Raw genomic sequence first — 20688 nt, 5'->3', positions numbered from 1 at the left:
GGAAATGTTTACCTCGTCAGAGATTCCCGTGATTGGGATAATTTTGTTAATTGCTTTGGGTATTTTAGGTTGGGGCTTTTATCGCGCTAGACCTTTTGGGAAACTGGGAATCTTAGCCTGGTTACAGTCGGTGGTATTAATTACTCCCTGGCTGCTATTTTTTGGTTTGTTTGCGGCAGGTATTTACATCAACATAGCTGGTATATTAATTTTAGTGCTGACATCTGCTGCTTTGTATGTCTTTTTAGGCAGACAGTTACGCGCCGCCGGACAAGATGCAATTATTAAGCAAAAAGCTACAGAAAGGCTAGCGGCTGATTCTTCACCAGCAGCAGACAATACTCCGCAAGTCGTATTGGCAGAACTGAAAGTTGAAGCATTACCAATTCCTGAAGAAGACTTAAGCGCTATTAAAAGTATTTTCGGGATTGATACGTTTTTTACCACAGAAACTATCTCCTATCAAGAAGGGGCGATTTTTAAAGGTAATATGCGGGGGGAACCAGAAGAGATTCACAACCGCTTAACTGCAAGTTTGCAAGCAAAATTAGGTGATAAATATCGACTGTTTTTAGTGGATAGCACAGAGGGTAAACCTGTAGTGATTGTTTTACCTAGCCGTAATGATCCACGTCCAATGTCATTACAGCAAAAATCCTTTGCGGTGATTCTGCTGATAGCAACTATCGCCACTTGTTTAGAAACTGCGGGATTATTGCTGAATTTTGATTTATTTTCCAATCCAGAGCGATTTGCAGCTGCTGTACCCATAGCTACTGGGATATTGGCAATTTTGGCAACTCATGAAATTGGACATTGGTTGCTGGCTCGTCGTCACCAAATCCGCCTCAGCTGGCCTTTCTTTTTACCGGCTGTGCAAATCGGTTCTTTTGGTGCAATTACTCGCTTTGAGTCTCTGTTACCCAACCGCAAGGTATTATTTGATATTGCTTTGGCAGGGCCAGCAGCAGGTGGTATCCTTTCTTTGTTAATGCTGCTCGTTGGTTTGCTACTTTCCCACCCAGGTAGTTTATTTCAATTACCCAATCAGTTTTTCCAAGGTTCAATTTTAGTCGGTAGCTTGGCGCGGGTTGTTCTGGGTTCAGCTTTACAATCATCTGTTGTCAGTGTCCATCCCCTGGTGGTGATTGGTTGGCTAGGTTTAGTGATTAATGCTTTGAATTTGATGCCAGCTGGACAATTAGATGGTGGTCGTATTGTACAGGCAATTTATGGCCGCAAAACCGCAGGACGAGCCACTGCTGCTACTTTAATTTTGCTGGGGTTAATTTCTCTGGGTAATTCTCTGGCTATTTATTGGGCGGTGGTGATTTTCTTTTTACAACGAGATTTAGAACGCCCGACTTTAAATGAAATCAGCGAACCTGATGATGCTAGGGCTGCTTTAGGTTTATTGGCGCTATTCTTAATGATTTCTACTCTCTTACCTTTAACTCCCGGTGTGGCGGGAAGGTTGGGAATTGGCGGATAAGTAGGGCGCTGGGGGGAAGAGGTTTCTATATCTTGATTACTGTATTAAGTTCTTTTTTTTAACGAACCGCCAAGTACGCCAAGTACGCCAAGTGAAGAAAGGGAAGGAAGAAATGCTTCAGTTAATTTTAGCTCTACTCCCCACTCCCCTGCTTCTTGACTCCCCCCTGCCCCCTGCCCCCTGCCCCCCTGCCTCTTTAAGGTTTCCAGCCTGTGAGTAAGTTGGGATAATTTGTTGGTGTGGGGAATATCTTTTTTAAGCCTGTTTGACGTTTTACGGGCTGTTCTTGGCTCAGGTTCCACAGGGTTTCGTAGAAGAAGAAGGAAACTCCGGCAAATTTGCGATCGCGTACTTTTTCTACTTGTGTTTTAATTTGTTCTATGGGGACGGTACGATTTTTTAACCCGGATAAAATGCCGATACTCACAGGAATATGGCTGCGGGCGGCTTTGACTTCTGGATACTCTAGTTCTTTGATAAATACGTTCAAATCATTGCGATATATCTGCAATACTAAGTCTTCTACCAGTCCCATTCTTTCCCATCTCTGCCAATCTGCTAGATAATATTCGTAGGAGAAACGCTGAGGGTTAGGCGCGACGGAAACTATACAATCTTTTTGATTGGCTTTGATGGCTGTAAATACCTGCTTCATAAAGTCGGTAATTTTGTTGGCTCTCCATCTCACCCATGCAGGATTTTTGGGGTCTTGTGGGGGCGCTTGTCCGCGATGTTCTTTTTTGTACAGGGCTACTGTATAGGCATCGTAGCCTAATTCTGATGGTAAGCCAAAATGATCATCAAATTGAATGCCGTCAATGTCGTAGTTGCTGACGATTTCAACGATTAAATCTTGGATAAATTTCTGTGCTTCTGGGTGAAAGGGATTTAACCACACCCGTTCATGTATGCCTTCTTTGACTATTTTACTACCATCGCTGCGACTGGTGAGCCATTGGGGACGATTTTTAGCTAAGAGGGAATCAGCTGGAGCCATGAAGCCAAATTCAAACCAGGGAATCACTTTTAAACCTTTTTCATGTCCCTCGGTGACAATTTCTTTGAGTATATCTCTCCCTTGTAGTCCGGGTTCGGGGTCGAGCGATCGCCCAATCACTTTGGCTGCTACTTTGCTAGGATATAATGTATATCCCCAATTCCACACTACAGGATATACTGTATTAAAGTTTAATTCATCTAAGCGTTGCAAGGCATTTTTTAGGCGATCGCGTTCAAATAATACGTTACTATCAATATTTGTTAACCACACGCCTCTTAATTCTGACTTTGGTATAGTCTGAGCGTTCAGGGGCAGCGATAGCATGACTGTAACGATCATACTCAAGGAAACTATCACGGCAAATAACGCCTGCTTTTGGCGGTGAACAAATTCACCCCCCATCAACTCCATACACCACTGGATCAATTTTTTCATAATCTGCTATGGATAGCCTAAAACATAATTCATGAATAGTGTATTAAAATATAAGTTCTATTATTCTGTGCTAGTAAGAATACTGGCTATTTTTTTGTTGATTTTTGTAATATCTGCTTTGTTGAGTTTAGGCTTTGATCTGCGAACTGACAAGCCAGCGCTGGCGCTATAGCGATTCCCACTTCAATAGGTACTACAAGAATTATTCGACCACAGATGAACACAGATGAACACAGATAAATCCGGATCTTTTGCAGACTAGTAAACGCTATATTGCTCTGTATAATTGCTGTGAAAATTTAGGAACAAATAACTAGTATACTAGGGTCTATCTAAACACTCATCACTATGGGAATTTTCTGATGAAGAGGACTCTAAAAAAGTATCCTATTACCTATCAAGGCAAAATGCTCACGGCTTTGATTTTGACTAGCATTTTATCTGTCGGTGGTGGGTTGACAATGACCAAAAGTGCCACGGCTGGTTTTCCAAACTTCACACTACAAAATCCTTTCGTAATCAATAACCAAAACAGTTTACCAGCTCAGGTAGCTAGCGCGGTGCGGCGAGATGTATTCATTCGCGAGAGAATTTCACCTAGCACACTAAAAATTGTTGATTATAGTCCAGAAACTTGGAGCAATGGTTGCTTGGACTTACCTCAACCCGATGAATTTTGCACCCAAGCTTTAGTTCCTGGTTGGCGAGTTGTAGTGTCTAATGGCGAAACAAACTGGATATATCACACCAATAGCAATGGGCGTTTGTTACGGTTAGCTGAAAAAAATACCGCCACAAATCCATCAACAAATCTACCTCAATCGGTAAAAAATGCGGTTTTGCAAGAGGCCTCTCAACGTTTAAATTTACCACCTTCTCAGTTAAACATCATCGCAGCTGAACAACGAACTTGGTCTGATGGCTGTTTGGGCTTAGGTGGTCCGGCTGAAATCTGTCTCCAAGCTTTAGTTGAAGGTTGGCGAGTCACGGTGGGTGCTGGTAACCAAACTTTGGTGTATCACACTAATGACACTGGTTCGGTAATCAGGTTAAATGAAGAAGCTAGTACAATTACTGGCAACTAATTACCCAAAGAATGTAGCGATCGCTCAATCAAGGTTAGTTAATCACTGATGAAAATTCGTCGGTGAAATTGTCGGTGCTGCTGTAACCACCTTTCAAACGAGGGTATTGCGGTTCTCAGACTTTAAACTACAGTTTATCTATCGGAATAGAGTTGTATTTTTGGGGAATTGGTGGTACAATACCTTTTATATAAATACTTCTAAAGATAGATGAGTCATCAAAGCGATCGCTCACACCATAATTGGGTACAATCTCAGAATCCTCCCAAGCCAGTTTTAAAACTGCAACAACAGCTACAAAAAGAGCCAACGTTTTACTATTTTGCTTATGGCTCTTGTATGTGTCCGGTAGATTTAAAGCGATCGCTTGGTGAAAGCACTCATCCTTATATTATCGGCCCAGCAATTTTAAAGAATTATCGCTTAGGGTTTTATTCCTATTCTCCCACTCGTCACTGTGGGGTTTTAGATGTGTTACCAGATCCCAACGCCAGCGTCAAAGGTGTACTGTATCAGCTACCCTGGCGATTGAGCGCATATCTGGATAAACGCGAAGGTGTTTCCCAAAGTTTATATCGTCGAGAAACAGTAGATATTCACTGCGAAAATCAGGTATACACAGCCGCTCGTACCTATATAGTAGTGAACAAGCTCGCAGAAGAACTCGCGCCTAATGACTGGTATTTTAACGTTGTCCTGCGGGGTGCTGTTACCTGTGGACTACCAGAGGAATATTGCTGGAACTTGTTTGATCATATGTACAAATTACAACAGCGTCATCAACAACAGCAAATTATGCGAACTGCTGAGCAAGTCCTAAGTTGACAATTTCATAGACAAAACTATACTTATATTGACAAAAATCAATATATATTTTAGGAAAAAATCAACTACTTGATATATAATACGGTGATATCAAGTATTGAATTGAGACTATTGCCGACGCGAAAACCAAGCAATGATGGTGGTAGTCTTTTTCAGAAACTTAATTGGAACACAATCGCGTCTGGCTAAGGCGTGAAAGTCTACTGAGGGATAACTGCTCCCATGCTCCCGTTGAAGTAGAAAGTAAAGTCTAGTTTTGTCTAGGTTTTATATAGCAGAAACCGCTATTACAACTTAGTCCTACGCTAAAAATCACATCCCACTCCTAGCACTGGCGTGAAGTTAAAAGGCTCATAAAAAAAACCTCAAACCGAGTCTGGCTTGAGGTTTTGAGATTATGACCTTTTTTAGTTCCAATATTTAGGAGATGAAAAAGTCTAATCTAGATTATTTAGTAACGGCTACGGAAATTACCGCCACCACCACTGCGATTACCACCGCCAAAGGAACCTCTATCTTCTCTGGGTTTCGCCTTATTTACTTTCAAGTCGCGTCCCATCCATTCAGCACCATCAAGAGCTTCGATAGCTGCTGTTTCTTCGTCATCTGTACCCATTTCTACAAAGCCAAAACCGCGCAGTTGTCCTGTTTCACGGTTAGTAGGTAGCTGTACGCGCTTTACAGAACCATATTCTGCAAACACAGCACTAAGAGTGTCTTGTGTAACTTCGTAAGATAGATTGCCTACGTAAACTGACATAGATTTTCTCCAAAATCGTAAGAGTGTAGAGATTTCGATTTCGGGGAAAAGTCTGTAAATACCAAAAGGAAGGAGCCTGTCAATACTAAAAACAAAAGCTGATCGCCGAATAAATTCTCACCCCCCCACTATGACACAAAGAAAAAGTGTCGGGGGGGAATGAATAAAAATTGTTATGAAAAGTCATAGAAGCAATTCAGAATTAAGTATGACATATTGCGCGATCGCCTGGGAACTTTTTTTTAATAGGAAAAAATAGACATCCCGTAAAGATGCAGCGCCTTTAGTGAAATTAACCAGTAAATTAGAATTAGGGACTCAAAAAAGAAACTGATGAACGCGATCGCCTCTTGTCTTGCATCTACGATTAACGAAGAAAATGCTATCTATCCTTGGGAAAACCTCGAACTCAGTCAGCAAAAACAGATCCAACAGGCGATCGCCTCTGCAAAACCGCCCAATTGTATCGTCTATCCCCGCACCCAAGCCCAACTAGCCGCCGTCATCGCCGAGGCGCACCGTCAGAACTGGCGCGTCCTCCCCTGTGGCAAAAGCAGTAAAATCAACTGGGGTGGTTTAGTCAAAAGCGCTGATATCGTAGTCAGCACAGAACGCATCAATCAACTAATCCAACACGCCGTTGGTGATTTAACCGTCACAGTCGAAGCCGGGATGCAGTTCTCCCATCTCCAGGAAATTTTAGCAAAATCGCGCCAATTTATCGCCCTTGACCCCAGCCGACCCGAATTAGCAACTATTGGCGGTATTGTCGCCACAGCAGATACAAATTCCCTCAGACAACGTTATGGTAGTGTCCGCGACCAGTTACTAGGGATTACTTTCGTCCGTGCTGATGGACAAATTGCCAAGGCTGGAGGGCGCGTTGTCAAAAATGTTGCCGGATACGATTTGATGAAGTTATTTACAGGGTCTTACAGCACACTAGGAGTAATTAGTCAAGTAACTTTCCGCGTGTATCCTCTAGCGGAAACATCTGGGACGGTAGTATTAACTGGTACAGCAGAAGCTATATCCCAAGCTGCAAATACTCTCCGCAGTTCCGCGTTAACACCCACCCAGGCTGATTTGCTCTCCACGCAACTAACTTCTAAGTTAGGCTTAAATCAGGGGTTGGGATTAATGGCGCGTTTCCAAAGTATTGGTGAAAGTGTCAAGGAACAGTCAAATCGATTGTTAGCCGTAGGAGAAAAGTTGGGTTTAGATGGGACAATTTATGTGAATGAACATGAAGGCTCTCTATGGCAAAGATTGCGAGAATTAATGGATGATTCGGTTACAGATTCTACAATTACCTGCAAAATAGGAGTATTACCGACTGCGGCTGTGGAGGTTTTGACTGAGGCGGAAATGGGTTTGATTCACCTGGCTAGTGGTTTGGGTTGGTTGCAATTTGAGGATAAAAATCAGGTTTTGAAAATGCGCGAGCAGTGTGAATCTAATAGAGGATTTTTAAGTATTTTAACAGCACCAAATCCGGTTAAGGAAGCAATGGATGTTTGGGGTTATTCTGGTAATTCTTTGCAGGTGATGCGCCAAATTAAGGCTCAGTTTGATAGTAAGAATATTTTAAGTAATGGTCGCTTTGTGGGTGGGATTTAAGATAATGTTTGAAAAGTCCTATTGTCGGGAGCAAAATATTATAGATCCCCCTAAATCCCCCTTAGAAAGGGGGACTTTGATTCCTGTTCCCCCCTTCTTAAGGGGGGCTAGGGGGGATCAAAACGTTATGACGCAACTTGAAAATACTTGTGTGTACACCGTAGCCTTCTTAAGGGGGGCTAGGGGGGATCAATAAGTGCTTAAAACACAGCCGACTACTTTTAAAAAAATTCTAAGAAACGAACCGCAAAGGACACGAAGGACACGAAGGAAGAGGGGAAGAGAATAAAATGCAAGTTTCTGATAGTTCTGTGAATGATACTGCTAAGATTAAGAATTTAAAGGGTTTTGATGTTAGTCAGCCACCTGATCCGAAGTTGATTGATAGTTGTGTACATTGTGGTTTTTGTCTGGCTACTTGTCCCAGTTATCGGGTAATTGGTAAGGAGATGGATTCTCCCAGGGGACGCATCTATTTAATGGATGCTATTAATAATGGTGAAATTGCTCTGAATACGGCAACTGTTCAACATTTTGATTCTTGTTTGGGTTGTCTGGCTTGTGTGAGTACTTGTCCTTCTGGTGTGCAGTATGATAAGTTGATTTCTGCGACTCGTCACCAAGTTGAACGCAATTATTCTCGCAGTTTACCAGATACGTTGATTCGGAAACTGATATTTTCTTTGTTTCCTAATCCTGATTTATTACGATTGTTTTTGTTTCCTTTGCTGGTTTATCAAAGGTTGGGTTTACCAAAGTTGGTGCGGGCTACAGGGTTACTGAAAAAAGTATCTCCCCGTTTGGCTGCAATGGAATCTATTTTACCAAAAATTACTCTTCAATCTTTTCAAGATAATTTACCTGATGTTATTCCCGCCCAAGGTGAGAAGCGTTACCGAGTTGGGGTAATTTTGGGATGTGTGCAACGGTTGTTTTTCTCTCCGATTAATGAAGCAACTGTACGGGTTTTAACTGCTAATGGTTGTGAGGTGGTAATTCCGAAGTCTCAAGGTTGTTGTGCTGCGCTTCCTGAACATCAAGGACAAACAGAACAGGCGAAAACTTTAGCTAGACAAATGATTGATAGTTTTGCTAATACCGATGTCGATTTTGTGATTATCAATGCGGCTGGTTGCGGTCATACTTTAAAAGAATACGGTCACATTTTACAAGATGACCCAGAATATAAAGAAAAGGCTGAGGCTTTTGCGGCTAAGGTCAAAGATGCTCAAGAGTTTTTAGTCAATGTAGGAATGACCGCCAAACTATCACCATTAACTGATAAACCTTTAAATTTAGTTTATCAAGATGCTTGTCATTTATTACATGGTCAAAAGATTAGTGTGCAACCGCGTCAGATGTTACGCCAAATTCCCGGAGTCAAGTTAAGCGAACCTCTAGACGCAGCTTTGTGTTGTGGTAGTGCTGGGGTTTATAATATGCTGCAACCAGAAGTTGCTGAGGAATTAGGACAGCAAAAGGTGCAGAATTTATTAAATACTGGTGCTGAGTTAATTGCTTCGGCTAATCCTGGTTGTACTTTGCAAATTACTAAACATCTGCAATTGCAAGGGAAAAGTATTTCAGTTATGCACCCAATGGAATTATTAGATTATTCAATTCGGGGCGTGAAATTGGATAAATAATCAACGCAATACCCATATTGTAGAGACGCGATGAATCGCGTCTTCATTCATCTTTAATAGGTATACTTGAACCCCACCCCCAACCCCCTCCCCGCAAGCGAGGCTACCGTGTACACACAAGTAGTGTCTGCAAGGGTTTCAAGCCTTTTAAACCCTTTAAATTGTCATTACGAGTGCAGCGATAGCGGAACGAAGTAATCGCATTGTCCTTGAGTTTTTGCGATTGCTTCGTCGTTCCTCCTCCCAATGACAGGTTTTCCGGTGCAATCCTAACTTAAGCCCAAAAGCTGAGAAATCAACGGCAAAAGCTTACTACATTCTTCAACTAACTTAGTTGCACTGGGTAAACTAGCAACTGTACCCTTCAAAATCTTCAAAGCCGTTTTCGCCGCCTTTTGCATAGCCCCCTCAACTTGCGGACTTTTCCCGGCTTCCGCCAAAGTCTTCACCTGTTCTAACGCCTCAGCTTTATCTTCTTCAGGTAAATTTTTCTCAGCCTCAATTGCTGCTTGCAATTGCGCCAACAATTCCTTAACTCCCGGTTTATCAGGTTTAGATGAACTTGGCAACTCATTAATAGTATTTGTGACAGTACCACTAATTTCACCTAAATTCAAAGCTTGTCCACTAGCATTAAAATCACCGCCAACACTGCCAATGTTAATCTTACGGCTGGCATCATTACTGTTAGTCATAGGTTTATTTTCTATTTTATTGTCAACTTTAACATTCATAGATTGATTCGCTAACGACATAATCATCTCTGGAATTTTTGCATTTTGTTTCCGAAGAAAATCTATATCCTCTTTTTGCATATTTAATAATGCCTTATATTTTTCCTCTGCTGCTTGCAGTCCCAATTGATAATAGTGTGTAAAATCACTATGAATCTTTTCTTTATCAGCACCATCAGGGACACCAACCTTAACAACGACTACCCCATCACCTTTATTTTCAATACTTTGTAAGCCTAATTTTGTGTCTTCATTTTGGTTCTGCACATTTTGAAAAGCATTAACAAAAGCCTTCCAATCAATGCCATCACGGAAAATCAAATCAACTGTATTTAAAACTTCTTCAAATAGCTTAGTAAATTCTCCTGGTTGAAAGTCGCCACTACTGGGACGGCGTTCGCGGTCATCGGTTCCAGGTTTGGGGTTTTCTAGAAGATAGACAAAGCGACAATCTACATTATTTAATTGAGTTGTACTTTCAATATTCCAAGCTTCTACACAAGCACCAGTCATTTTGGCGTTGGTGAAATTAGTACCCACAGCTTGAGCCAGAGTTAAATTTGCCCCATCTAAACAAGCTCCTTGGAAGGTGGTTTCCGTAATATCAACATCTTTAAGATTAGCATTGGTTAAGTCTGCACCTATAAGGTTTGCTCCTTTCAGGTTAGCGCCAAGATATGATTTATTTCTACCATTGCAGCTGACGAGTAAATTAAGAACATCTCGTTTAGCTAATATTGAATCTCCAACTCTGGCAAGATCGAGTTTTTTGACTTCATAAAACCGAGTGCGTGTGAGGTTGGCTTTTCTAAAATCTGTATTTCTGAGAATTGCACCACTAAAATCAGCATCAGTTAAATCAGCACTACGAAAGCTAGTTCCACCTGTCGCTGCAAAAGCTACAGCAAATGAGCGAACCCAAGCTTCTTTTCCATTTCCAGTGAGACTACGCCAGCCAATGTAAGCACTAAATAATGTAAAGGCTCCGGCTCCGGCTACGGCTACGGCTAGGGCTACGGCTCCGGCTACGGCTAGGGCTACGGCTACGGCTAGGGCTACGGCTCCGGCTACGGCTAGGGCTACGGCTCCGGCTACGGCTCCGGCTACGGCTACGGCTACGGCTACGGCTACGGCTACGGCTACGGCTACGGCTCCGGCTACGGCTCCGGCTCCGGCTACGGCTCCGGCTACGGCTAGGGCTACGGCTACGGCTCCGGCTCCGGCTACGGCTAGGGCTACGGCTACGGCTCCGGCTACGGCTACGGCTAGGGCTACGGCTCCGGCTAGGGCTACGGCTCCGGCTACGGCTACGGCTACGGCTACGGCTCCGGCTGTTAAACCCTTACGAAGGGTAATAAAACAAAAAACCAGCAGCACAATTAGGCAGACTATCCCCGCGATGAAGTCTTGAGTATTATCAGGGTGAAAAATATATGCTACCAATGCACCGAGGACGATGGAGAACAGCCCTGAAACTGCCGATAGCAGCCATGAGGCTATGAGCAACCCAATTGTCCAACGTCGCTGTAGTCCGGCTTTAGCATCAGTAAAATCCGCATTTTTAAGAGTCGCGTTGGTAAAATCTGCCCCGCGAATATCCGCCTTGCTAAAGTTGGCTCCAGTCAGGTCTTGACCTTTAAAAGAGTGACCTCGGAGATTTTGACCGGCATAGTTTGGCGGCATAATCTGGTCAGTATGAGGTTATTACTGAGATTATATACAACTTTGCTCTCTAATATTCTAGATTTTGTGAATATTTGCTGAAATAAACCAGATCCCCCACTTATCAAAGAAGTCGGGGATCTTTAGAGGATATCCAATACGGTTCGGTTAGCGTTTTAATCTTTTGAAGATCCCCCCAACCCCCCTTAAAAAGGGGGGCTTAGAACTCTTTTACCCCCTTTTTAAGGGGGTCGCCGTAGGCGGGGGGATCTTAACCGAACCGCATTTAGGGCTGGCTGAATAAATACGAAAACCTTACAGGTAAAGGATTTCAGGGAATTTGAAATTGAAAAAGTGCAAGCCTTTAGGCTGTGAGAACTTAAAAACCTTGCATTTAAATTTGATTCAAAGGAAAAATCGCTCCTATCCAACTCTTGAAACTGTTCCCTGTTCCCTGTTCCCTGTCTCCACCACAAGACTTTTTCAGCAAGCCCTATTTAGAGGACATCCAAGATCATCCAAAATTTTCTTGTGGTGCAGGCATATTGCCCGCTACGCTAGGGAAAAACCGGGTTATTGGAGATAAAAACCCGGCGTTTTAACTTCTTATTTAAGCTGGAATCGGTGTTTGAGGATTGTTAAAAACCACTTTGGGTTTCTCCTGTTTCCGATTTCATCCTATCTACGACGATTCCAGGGGCCAAAGATAGCAACTGTAATGCCGGGATTTTGAAGGTTCACAAACATTGTTCTACCGTCAGCAGAGAAGCAAGCACCAGCCAACTCACCGCTAGTGATATTGTTCATGGCAAACTGATAGACTTCACCCTTTTTGTTAACGCCTACAATATAGTCTGTTCCACTACCATCTTCGCAAAGGAAGAGGTCTCCAAAGGGAGCAACAGTGATGTTATCTGGAGCCTGTAAAAATGCCCCACTGGGAGAAGCTTCAACTACAAGTGTGATTTCTTCTCTAGCTGGGTTATAAGCCCAAACTTGACCATTACCTCTGGCGTTATCAGCAGAAGATACTGGCGGACCACCTTGAGAAGCAACAAAGTATACTAGTCCATTACCATACCAAGCTCCCTCACCTCGGAAGAAGATGGCTGCTCCCTTGCTTTGAGCTTCGTAGCGAACACCAACACCTGCGCTACTACTTTCTTCGTCTGGGTCGGGATTATCAATTTTGACCCACTCTACTGGCAATGTTTGACCAACCTTAACCAGTCCTGGCTGACCACCAAAATTAGGATTATTGATCGTATTGAGGGCAAAATTGTTCATACCTATCACCTTCAAGGCATACAAACTACCACCTTTCTCCAAATCACCGACTTTGGTAGGTCTAACGTTAGGCACAAACCGATAGAAGCAGCTATCACCACGGTCTTCGGTTTCGTAGACATAGCCAGTTTTGGGGTCTACAGCTACGGCTTCATGATTGAAGCGTCCCATTTCTCTCAGGGGAACTGGGTTGACTAAACCGCTATTGGGGTCGGCTATAACTTCAAAGTTGTAACCATGTCTGATGCTGCCGTTCAATGTTGTAGAGAAGGTTTCTTCGCAACTAATCCATGTGCGCCAGGGTGTAGGACCACCTGCACAGTTACGAATAGTTCCAGCCAAGGAGTTAAAGTGCTTGATGAGTCTACGGTCGGCTCCCACTACTAGTGTGCTGGTTCCACCTACAGCCTCTGTAGAGTATTTAATACCGCCTTGAACAGGATCTGAGGAGGAAGTACGTAACTCATGGTTGCGAACCAGGATTGTGGTGTTGTTGGCTCCTGGAAATGCAGCCATGCCATCATGACCTCTGGCTACTGTGAAGCCGTCGTCCATTGGCTGACCAGTAATTGAGAATGCGGTGTATTTAAAGGCACGAGGCAATTTCAAAATGGGTATTCCGCTTAAGTCAGCCGGAAGTTCAGCAGTGTTTAAAGGCAGTTTTTCCTGAAGTGACCCGTAGCCAGTGCTGGTAGGCATTTCACCACGGGCGACTTTTGCATAAAATGCTTCCAATGGTGACAGCATGGTCACGGTGGCTGCACTTGTGCCAGCTAAAGTTAAAAATTTACGTCTTGAGACTTCCATTGTGTTGCTTCCTTCTCTTTACGTGAATATGCGATCGCACGCTCAGAGATTATTAGACCAACGTTAATTATGGATAATCATTGGTTTAAGTTTCGGTTAGTGGAATTCCTAAGAGTCTCAAAAACCTTTCTTGCTCTAGATCACCTGTAATACCATTAGTGGCAATAATTGTATTATGAGCATTTTTGGGTATGGCAACCAAACTAAAAATTGGCATACCTGCCCACCAATCATAACTGCTTTATGATATGGCGGCTCTGAATGTGGAGTATGTTTCCCATAACGTTAACCCCACAAAGCAGCCTCAACAGTCATTGCCATCCCATTTTTGCGAAACAGGGGCGGATTGTAGGCAGAATAACACAACATATATGGAATTTAGAGTACCTTAGTTCTGGTTCCACCATCCTTTAGCTTTAAATTTATGCTAGATTTAAATGTTTTTTATAATCAAGATAGAAATCTTTGTATCTATCCAAGGTTCTTATTTATCCTTAATTAAGTAGTAATAATTTTTTAAATAATGCCCAGGATTCTTGTTATAGACGATGACGCGGCAATTTCAGAACTCGTTGCTGTGAATTTAGAAATGGCTGGCTACGATGTCAGCCAAGCTGAAGATGGTATCAAAGGTCAAGCGCTGGCGCTTCAGCTACAACCTGACTTGATTATGCTTGACCTGATGTTGCCCAGAGTAGACGGTTTTACAGTTTGCCAACGCCTACGGAGGGATGACCGCACAGCCGAGATTCCGGTGTTGATGCTGACGGCTTTAAGCCAAACTCAGAATAAAGTCGAAGGTTTCAATGCTGGTGCTGATGATTACCTCACCAAGCCTTTTGAAGTGGAAGAGATGTTAGCACGGGTGCGGGCATTGTTGCGACGTACTGACCGCATCCCCCAAGCTGCAAAACACAGTGAAATTCTCAACTATGGGAATTTGACTCTGGTTCCAGAACGTTTTGAGGCTATATGGTTCAATGAAACGGTGAAACTGACTCACCTGGAATTTGAGCTACTCCATTGTTTACTGCAACGCCACGGTCAGACAGTTTCCCCCAGCGAAATTCTGCGCGAAGTTTGGGGCTATGATCCAGATGATGACATTGAAACCATTCGAGTGCATATCCGCCACTTGAGAACTAAACTAGAACCAGACCCCCGTCACCCTCGCTATATCAAAACAGTCTATGGTGCGGGATATTGTTTAGAATTGCCCAGCTTACCTCAATCAAATGAGGGGGCTTCTGCATCATCATCATCCGTGGTTGAGTGAAATTTATCCGGGATTTCAGACATTTTTCAGGTAATCTACGCATCTGTACTTTGTTTCGCCACGTACCCTATGAGAAGGCCCCTACTCTACGAGAAGCAGCCTTTCAGAGTCCAGTGCGTTATCTCAAGTTACCATGAATAATGGTCAGTGATGAATCGAACATGATATGAATGGCCATCGACGGAATTCAAATATGCTTTTTCGGTAAACTTTTGTAGAGACGTTGTATGTAACGTCTCTACATTCTTTTTCAACTCAGATGCATCAACAAGGCGATGAATGTGCATTCCCACACTAGACGTGGTTGGGCGTAACAAAGTAAGGATTTCCGAGCTTTTTCTAATTTGTGTATAATTTCTGCTTTATGCCACTGTTGCCAGTAGGATTGTTGAAGATAATCGACTAACCATAGTTGTGCTTCTGTATCTAACTCTTGAGCAATTGTCTTGGCTAACTCTAAGGCTTGGCGGTAGGATGAAGGCACTTTGGTGACATCTTGGAGTAAGGTTTCAGGAATTATTTGTAATTGCTCATAGGATGCGATCGCACTGCCTGGGCTACCAGCTGCTATGCTCAATACTGCCGGATGCTGCAAAATTTCCTCATGTCCGGCTTGGGTGAGTACCTGAGTTAAAGACTGTGTGTCTAAGCGATAAAAAGGAATACGTTGACAGCGTGACACTAATGTGGGCAAAACCGACTCAGGAGATGGTGCAATCAAAATTACGGTGGCCTGTCCGGGTTCTTCTAAAGTTTTCAGCAAAGCATTAGCGGCTGATTCTGCCATTGTTTGGGCTGACTCCAGCACTACCACATTTCGCGGTGCTTCCAAGGGGGGACGGCCGAGAAACTCAGTAATTTCCCGTATCTGCTCTAGTCTAATTACAGGCGGTGCTTTCCGCTTGAGTTTTTTCTCTGCTGCTTCTGCTGCTGTGAGGCGTTTTCCCTCGTGTTGATATGTTGGTTGTACCCACCACAAATCAGGATGATTACCTTGACGCAAACGACTTTGTAAAGAAGCGATATTCCGTGTTTGGGCGGAAAATAACAATTCGACAAAACACCGCGCGGCTAGAGTTTTTCCCACACCATCTATCCCCACAAATAAATAAGCCGGGGCGACTCGGTTTTGTTTGACAGCTTGAGTGAGTAATTCTATGGCTTGTGACTGCCCTAAAAGTGGAGAAAATGGATCAATCGTCATTGGTCAATTGTAGATTGGCTTGTGCCTTGTGAGTGTTATTACTGTTGACAATCTCCGGAAGCCAAGATAATGAGATTATTGGTTGAACGAGTAGGGGCGGGTTTATAGATATGAGTAAACCCGCCCCTACAAAATTACTAAAGTGGCGGTTTTAAATCCCCCACCATACGCCTTGATAACTGATAACTGATAACTGTTCACTGATTTAAGCGATACTGCCGCGTTTTCTGGTTTCTTTGTAAGAAGTTCCCACATTTTTCAAGCCGGCTTTAATCATTTGTCTTTCTAATAGGGCGAAGAAACGAGTTTTATCACCCCCTCGTACTACTGCTTGATTATGGGCTTCGGCTATAGCTACAGGATAACCATAGCCTTTCTGTACTTGTGCTAGCATTAATCCCAATGCTTGGTTAAACATGGCTGTATCCTCAGCTACCCATGCAGGTACTTCTATCCGCGCAATTTCACTACCTACATGGACATGGCAAAAGTAGATGATTTGCTGTTCATAAAGTTCTAAAATCCGGTTATTACTCCGCCACAGTGGTCCCCGTTGTCCTGGTTGCAGTTGGTTTCCCCAAAGGGTAGTATCTCGTAAAGTGTCAAAAAGCTTACAAGGTACTTTGTCTAATTGATCTGGACAATAACTTTTACAATCGGGGGCGGGATGGGGACAAGCTAACAACCGTAGGAAGTTGGTACAATCAATGTTGCGAGAGGCGCTCAGATATCCCATCACGGGAATTTTCGCCTGGTTCAACTGTTGCCAAGCTTCGAGGATGGGGGGTAAAATGCGATCGCGTGCATCCATCGGCAGCTGTTCCAAAAACCAGTAAATTAAGGAACCATCTACCATTGCTAAAGCTGGTGCTTCCCCTTTCGCTGCACAAGCCAATTCTGCTAAAACTGTAGTTTCGGAAGCAGTGCGGCGATAACCCATCCATTCTTCGGTTTTAATTCCCCATTGCCGAGACACATATAAATCTTCTGGGCGATAAAATACCTCTGGTAAACTATCAAGTAGTGGTTGGCGATTTTGTCCATAGTGTAAAACGACTCTGCCAATATTCAACAGATAGCAATAAGCAATTTCATGATGGTTGGGCGCAATTTGAGAACCGTCGGTAGCGATGACTGTATGCACTTTCGGCGGGACGGGGATATCAATACAGGTTTCTAGTGGCTCAATTGGTGTAGCATTAGCAAAGAGAATGCGATCGCGCCATTGTTCCTGAGTATTAATTAAATCTTCTTGACGCTCATAAGCCTTTTGCAGGTGTTGTTGCGCCAATTCCAAACGCTGACGACTCGCAGCAGCTTCTAAGGTAAGATGCTCACTTAAACCCTGCATTTGTCTCGCCAATTTTGTTAAATCAAGCATAATTAAAACGCTAATTTATTGGTAATTTTTCTGTACGGGAATTGTATATTTAAAAATATTCAATTTGTTGGATGTATTAGGAAGGTATTTAAATACACTATAAATTTCAGGACTTACGCAAAAACCCTCTCAAACCCTTATTCCTCTGTGTCCTCTGCGTCTGGTGTGGTTCGTTATTCCGTAATTTGTGCGTAAGTCCTAAATTTTATAAATGATGGTGGGTTACGCTGATGCTAACCCACCCTACTGGCGTGACAAGCTTAAAATGTTGCAATATGTTTCTCTTGTGGAACAGGCAAGATGCCTGTTCTGGGGGGACCAGTAGCCCACCCCACAATATTTATGCTTATGCACTATTTTAGCCTTGTCACGCCACTACGTTCTTTGTGGTAGATGTCTAATATGTTCGCAATTTATTAGGGGTAAATTACAGCCACCCAGTGAAATCTTTAGTAAACTTAGGTAGATTTATTACCTGAATTCCTGGATCATCTTGGGCAGCTTTTCTTTCTGTTTGGGTATTATAGCCCCAGTCTGCCAAGAAAAGTTTGACATTTTCCAGGTCTGTTTGCTGTTGAACTAACTGTAATGTCTTGATTCTGTCTTCTACAAACCACAGACTAACTGGTTTTTTCTCGGCCTTCTGAATTAATTCTCGCAGAGTTTGGTATTTAGGGCGCTTAACTTCTTTGCCAAAAATCGCTGCTGGTGGTAAATTTACCCCTTCTCGTTGTAATAACTGCTGCACGAAGCGCCCTTCTTTGGTGGTGACAATGTATAATTTTGTTTCACTAGCAATGGTGAGTTTAATTTTTTCCAATACACCCGGATAAAATTTATGCAGACTTAGCCAACCGTCTAAATCTGTGGTAATCCATTCATCCCGCAAATTGTCTAGTGCTGTACCAATTGTTGGGGACTGGAGATTATGTTCTAATAAAATTTGCGGTGTAATTGTCGCCCACTCTTGAAGAATTTTTTCTTCAGAAATTTGATCTACCAAGGCTTTGATTAATACTGGCATTTCCCAGCCTGTTTCAATCACAGGTCTGAGACGATAAAATCTTAAGGGTAAATCATCTGGTGGTGTATCGTCTACGGGCGACCAAATTTGACAGTATGTGCGCCAGGCGACTTCAAAATATTCAATTAGTCCATCGCAAATTACTCCATCAAAGTCTAGGGCTAAAATTGTGGGACTACTGGCGGTCATTATGTTGCGGAATAAACTGCTTTTGTTAGATTAGCTGAGAAATTCACACGACGCAGTATTTTTTGTGAGGATTTTATAATTTATCCGTTGAGAAAAAAGTATGGTGACGTTACCCAAACTGATTTATTAATGGACTACAGACAAGCTTACCCAGTACCTCAATTTTTACCTAGTACAAGACGGCGTAAATAAACAGACCATTCAAAATCCCTGAAAAGCCCATTTTATAAGCTTTTTGACTTTTGACTTTTGACTTTTGACTTCCGCCTTGCGGTACTAGTTCCTGCGGACGAACAATTATAATGTCTGGCATCAGTCTAAAATCACTCGGATTAAAGGTGAGAATATGTGTAATTCCATGTGCTAGCATGACAGCAATTATACGAGCATCATGAGTCCGCTTCCGTTACATAAAACTTACTCAAACTTACCTATTTAGACTTTTCTATAATAGATAACTTGTACTAGATGGGGTTTGAAGTTTACTTTCTGCTTCATCCTGGTAATGTCGGCATTATCCAGTCCACAGACTAACACTGTCTAACTGACAGCTTTTGACAAATCAATTTTTGATAAATTGATAGCTGCGTTTAAATCTCTATCACACTCAAAACCGCAATTTTCACATTGAAAAACTCTTTCGTTAAGTGTGAGATTTTCTTTTTTAGTTCCGCAATTAGAACAAGTTTTAGAACTGGGATACCATCTATCAACCACGACAAGTTCAGAACTATACAATTCACACTTGTAGGTTAGTTGACGACGAAACTCATGAAATCCCATATCGGAGATTGCTTTTGCTAATTTCCTGTTTGCCAACATTCCAGATACGTTTAAATCTTCGATTACCACTTTGCCGTGGTTCTTGGCTAATAAAGTAGTAAGTTTGTGTAATGTATCTTTACGAATGTTGGCAATCTTCAGATGCAATTTAGCAATTTTTAGTTGTGCTTTTCTCCAATTGTTTGAATTGATAACTTTATTTCTGTTTAACCATTGCAACCTGCTTAATTTAGATTCATATTTTTTGTAAGACTTTGCACCTTCTATAATTTCACCTGTTGATAGAGTAGCTAAATTTTTTACACCTAAGTCTACTCCCACAACTTTGAGGTTTTTATTATCTTGTTTTTCTACATCAAATCTAAAACTAATAAACCATCTATTAGCCTTACGACTAATGGTTACTGATTTAATTTCTTTTTGAGGTAGTCTTTCATAACTTTGGAGAACTCCTATCTTCGGTACTTGTATTTTATTTGACTCTAAATTTTTGACACTACCCTCTAAGGTAAAGCTATCATGTTTACCCTTTCTCTTAAATTTAGGCACTCCTGATATTTTTTTAAAGCACCTATCCCATGCTGTTTTTAAAGCTCGTAGAGCTTCTTGTGGTGCTGATTTTGAACATTCGTAATACCAGGGATTTTCACTTTTTACTAATGCTACTAACCATTTATGTAAATCAATAGCAGTAGGAAATTTTATTTTGGAATTAGGATTTAACTTATTGTGCTCTAATATCTGTTTGGTAAGAGCTAATCCCCAATTCCAAGCATGACGAGCAACACCACAATGTTGAAGTAGTTGGGTACGCTGATGGTTATTGATTTTTAACTCAGTTTTAAAGCCGAACAGCAACTTCTTTCAACTCCTCTATAATTTTCTTGTTTTTGTGACTTCTAGATCCATACAGTCTGGCACTAAAAACTGTAATTATTTCTAAAACATCTTGAGCTAAGTCTTCTTCAAAAGTTGAGTCTTCAGTTCTATTGATAATTACTATTTCTGTTCCAAAATGTTCACACAAACTAAAAATTAATTCACTACCAAATCTCAATAGTCTATCTTTATGGGTTAAAACAAGACGTTCAAGTTTACTATCAACAATTAATCGGATTAATCTCTTTAATCCTTTTTTGCTGTAGTTTAAGCCTGAACCTAAGTCTTCTATAATTTCAAATTGCCAACCATTTTGAGCGCAAAATAATTCAACAACTTGCTTTTGTCTTTCTAGGTCTTCTTTTTGGTCATGGCTAGAAACTCGACAGTAACCAATGGTGTAAGATAAATCAGGCTTGATTCCTAACAATTGAGCTAAATCATATCTTCTATGACCACTAGCTGTTCTTTCGGGAATTAATTTACCTTCTGTTTCCCATCTTCTGAGTGTGGAAACACTTACACCTTTTAACTTTGCTGCTTCAGATATAGATAACTTACTCATATAACTACTATAGCATAGCATTTAAGTAGTTATG

16 protein-coding genes are annotated in these 20688 nt (G+C 42.0%); 6 read left to right on the top strand and 10 right to left on the bottom strand.

Features of this window, described 5'->3' with window-relative positions:
* The first annotated feature begins 4 nt into the window (after positions 1–4).
* On the top strand, positions 5–1492 hold the full coding sequence (locus NSP_RS08525; protein WP_042202381.1) for a site-2 protease family protein: 1488 nt from the start codon (positions 5–7) through the stop codon (positions 1490–1492).
* A 196-nt stretch (positions 1493–1688) separates the two neighbouring features.
* Here the strand turns inward: NSP_RS08525 and NSP_RS08520 are convergent, their stop codons facing one another.
* Complete coding sequence (locus NSP_RS08520; protein ID WP_373567420.1) at positions 1689–2927, bottom strand: glycoside hydrolase family 10-like protein; 1239 nt, start codon at positions 2925–2927, stop codon at positions 1689–1691.
* Positions 2928–3289: 362 nt separating this feature from the next.
* Between NSP_RS08520 and NSP_RS08515 the strand changes: the two genes are divergently transcribed.
* Entirely contained in the window at positions 3290–4012 is a 723-nt protein-coding gene (locus tag NSP_RS08515) for a hypothetical protein (protein ID WP_006197077.1), read from the top strand.
* A 210-nt stretch (positions 4013–4222) separates the two neighbouring features.
* Positions 4223–4837: a gamma-glutamylcyclotransferase family protein gene (locus tag NSP_RS08510; RefSeq protein WP_006197078.1), complete on the top strand. Its 615-nt coding sequence runs from the start codon at positions 4223–4225 to the stop codon at positions 4835–4837.
* A 451-nt stretch (positions 4838–5288) separates the two neighbouring features.
* Here NSP_RS08510 and NSP_RS08505 read toward each other — a convergent pair whose 3' ends face one another.
* Positions 5289–5597, bottom strand: a complete 309-nt coding sequence (locus tag NSP_RS08505) for an RNA recognition motif domain-containing protein (protein WP_006197079.1) — start codon at positions 5595–5597, stop codon at positions 5289–5291.
* Between the two features lie 333 nt (positions 5598–5930).
* On the opposite strand from NSP_RS08505, the gene NSP_RS08500 reads away from it, so the two are divergent.
* Positions 5931–7217: an FAD-binding oxidoreductase gene (locus tag NSP_RS08500; protein WP_006197080.1), complete on the top strand. Its 1287-nt coding sequence runs from the start codon at positions 5931–5933 to the stop codon at positions 7215–7217.
* A 290-nt stretch (positions 7218–7507) separates the two neighbouring features.
* A complete protein-coding gene (locus NSP_RS08495) occupies positions 7508–8863 on the top strand; it encodes a (Fe-S)-binding protein (protein WP_006197081.1) in 1356 nt (451 codons plus the stop codon).
* A gap of 269 nt (positions 8864–9132) precedes the next feature.
* Here the strand turns inward: NSP_RS08495 and NSP_RS08490 are convergent, their stop codons facing one another.
* From NSP_RS08490 to NSP_RS08480, 3 genes are all read right to left on the bottom strand, one after another.
* Positions 9133–11280 carry a pentapeptide repeat-containing protein gene (locus NSP_RS08490; RefSeq protein WP_006197082.1) on the bottom strand — a complete coding sequence of 716 codons (2148 nt, stop codon included), beginning with the start codon at positions 11278–11280 and terminating at the stop codon, positions 9133–9135.
* A 657-nt stretch (positions 11281–11937) separates the two neighbouring features.
* Positions 11938–13353: an alkaline phosphatase PhoX gene (locus NSP_RS08485; protein ID WP_006197083.1), complete on the bottom strand. Its 1416-nt coding sequence runs from the start codon at positions 13351–13353 to the stop codon at positions 11938–11940.
* Between the two features lie 85 nt (positions 13354–13438).
* Complete coding sequence (locus tag NSP_RS08480; protein WP_006197084.1) at positions 13439–13570, bottom strand: hypothetical protein; 132 nt, start codon at positions 13568–13570, stop codon at positions 13439–13441.
* 306 nt (positions 13571–13876) lie between these two features.
* On the opposite strand from NSP_RS08480, the gene NSP_RS08475 reads away from it, so the two are divergent.
* Positions 13877–14629, top strand: a complete 753-nt coding sequence (locus tag NSP_RS08475) for a response regulator transcription factor (protein ID WP_006197085.1) — start codon at positions 13877–13879, stop codon at positions 14627–14629.
* 250 nt (positions 14630–14879) lie between these two features.
* Here the strand turns inward: NSP_RS08475 and NSP_RS08470 are convergent, their stop codons facing one another.
* From NSP_RS08470 to NSP_RS08445, 5 genes are all read right to left on the bottom strand, one after another.
* On the bottom strand, positions 14880–15833 hold the full coding sequence (locus tag NSP_RS08470) for a DNA polymerase III subunit delta' (RefSeq protein WP_006197086.1): 954 nt from the start codon (positions 15831–15833) through the stop codon (positions 14880–14882).
* 205 nt (positions 15834–16038) lie between these two features.
* The gene (locus NSP_RS08465) at positions 16039–17214 is read right to left on the bottom strand and encodes a DNA double-strand break repair nuclease NurA (protein ID WP_006197087.1); all 1176 of its coding nucleotides are present in this window, start codon (positions 17212–17214) and stop codon (positions 16039–16041) included.
* A gap of 427 nt (positions 17215–17641) precedes the next feature.
* Positions 17642–18427, bottom strand: coding sequence for an HAD family hydrolase (locus NSP_RS08460; protein WP_006197088.1), 786 nt, complete (start codon positions 18425–18427; stop codon positions 17642–17644).
* Positions 18428–18967: 540 nt separating this feature from the next.
* A complete protein-coding gene (locus NSP_RS08450) occupies positions 18968–20068 on the bottom strand; it encodes an RNA-guided endonuclease InsQ/TnpB family protein (RefSeq protein WP_017803983.1) in 1101 nt (366 codons plus the stop codon).
* Positions 20052–20654 carry an IS607 family transposase gene (locus tag NSP_RS08445; protein WP_006195580.1) on the bottom strand — a complete coding sequence of 201 codons (603 nt, stop codon included), beginning with the start codon at positions 20652–20654 and terminating at the stop codon, positions 20052–20054. The genes NSP_RS08450 and NSP_RS08445 overlap by 17 nt, the downstream gene beginning before the upstream one ends.
* Between the last annotated feature and the right edge of the window lie 34 nt (positions 20655–20688).

The organism is Nodularia spumigena CCY9414 (genome assembly GCF_000340565.2).
GTDB classification, from domain to species: Bacteria; Cyanobacteriota; Cyanobacteriia; order Cyanobacteriales; family Nostocaceae; genus Nodularia; species Nodularia spumigena.
The sequence above is the reverse complement of the archived record's forward strand: the minus strand, read 5'-3'. Positions and strand labels throughout refer to the sequence as shown.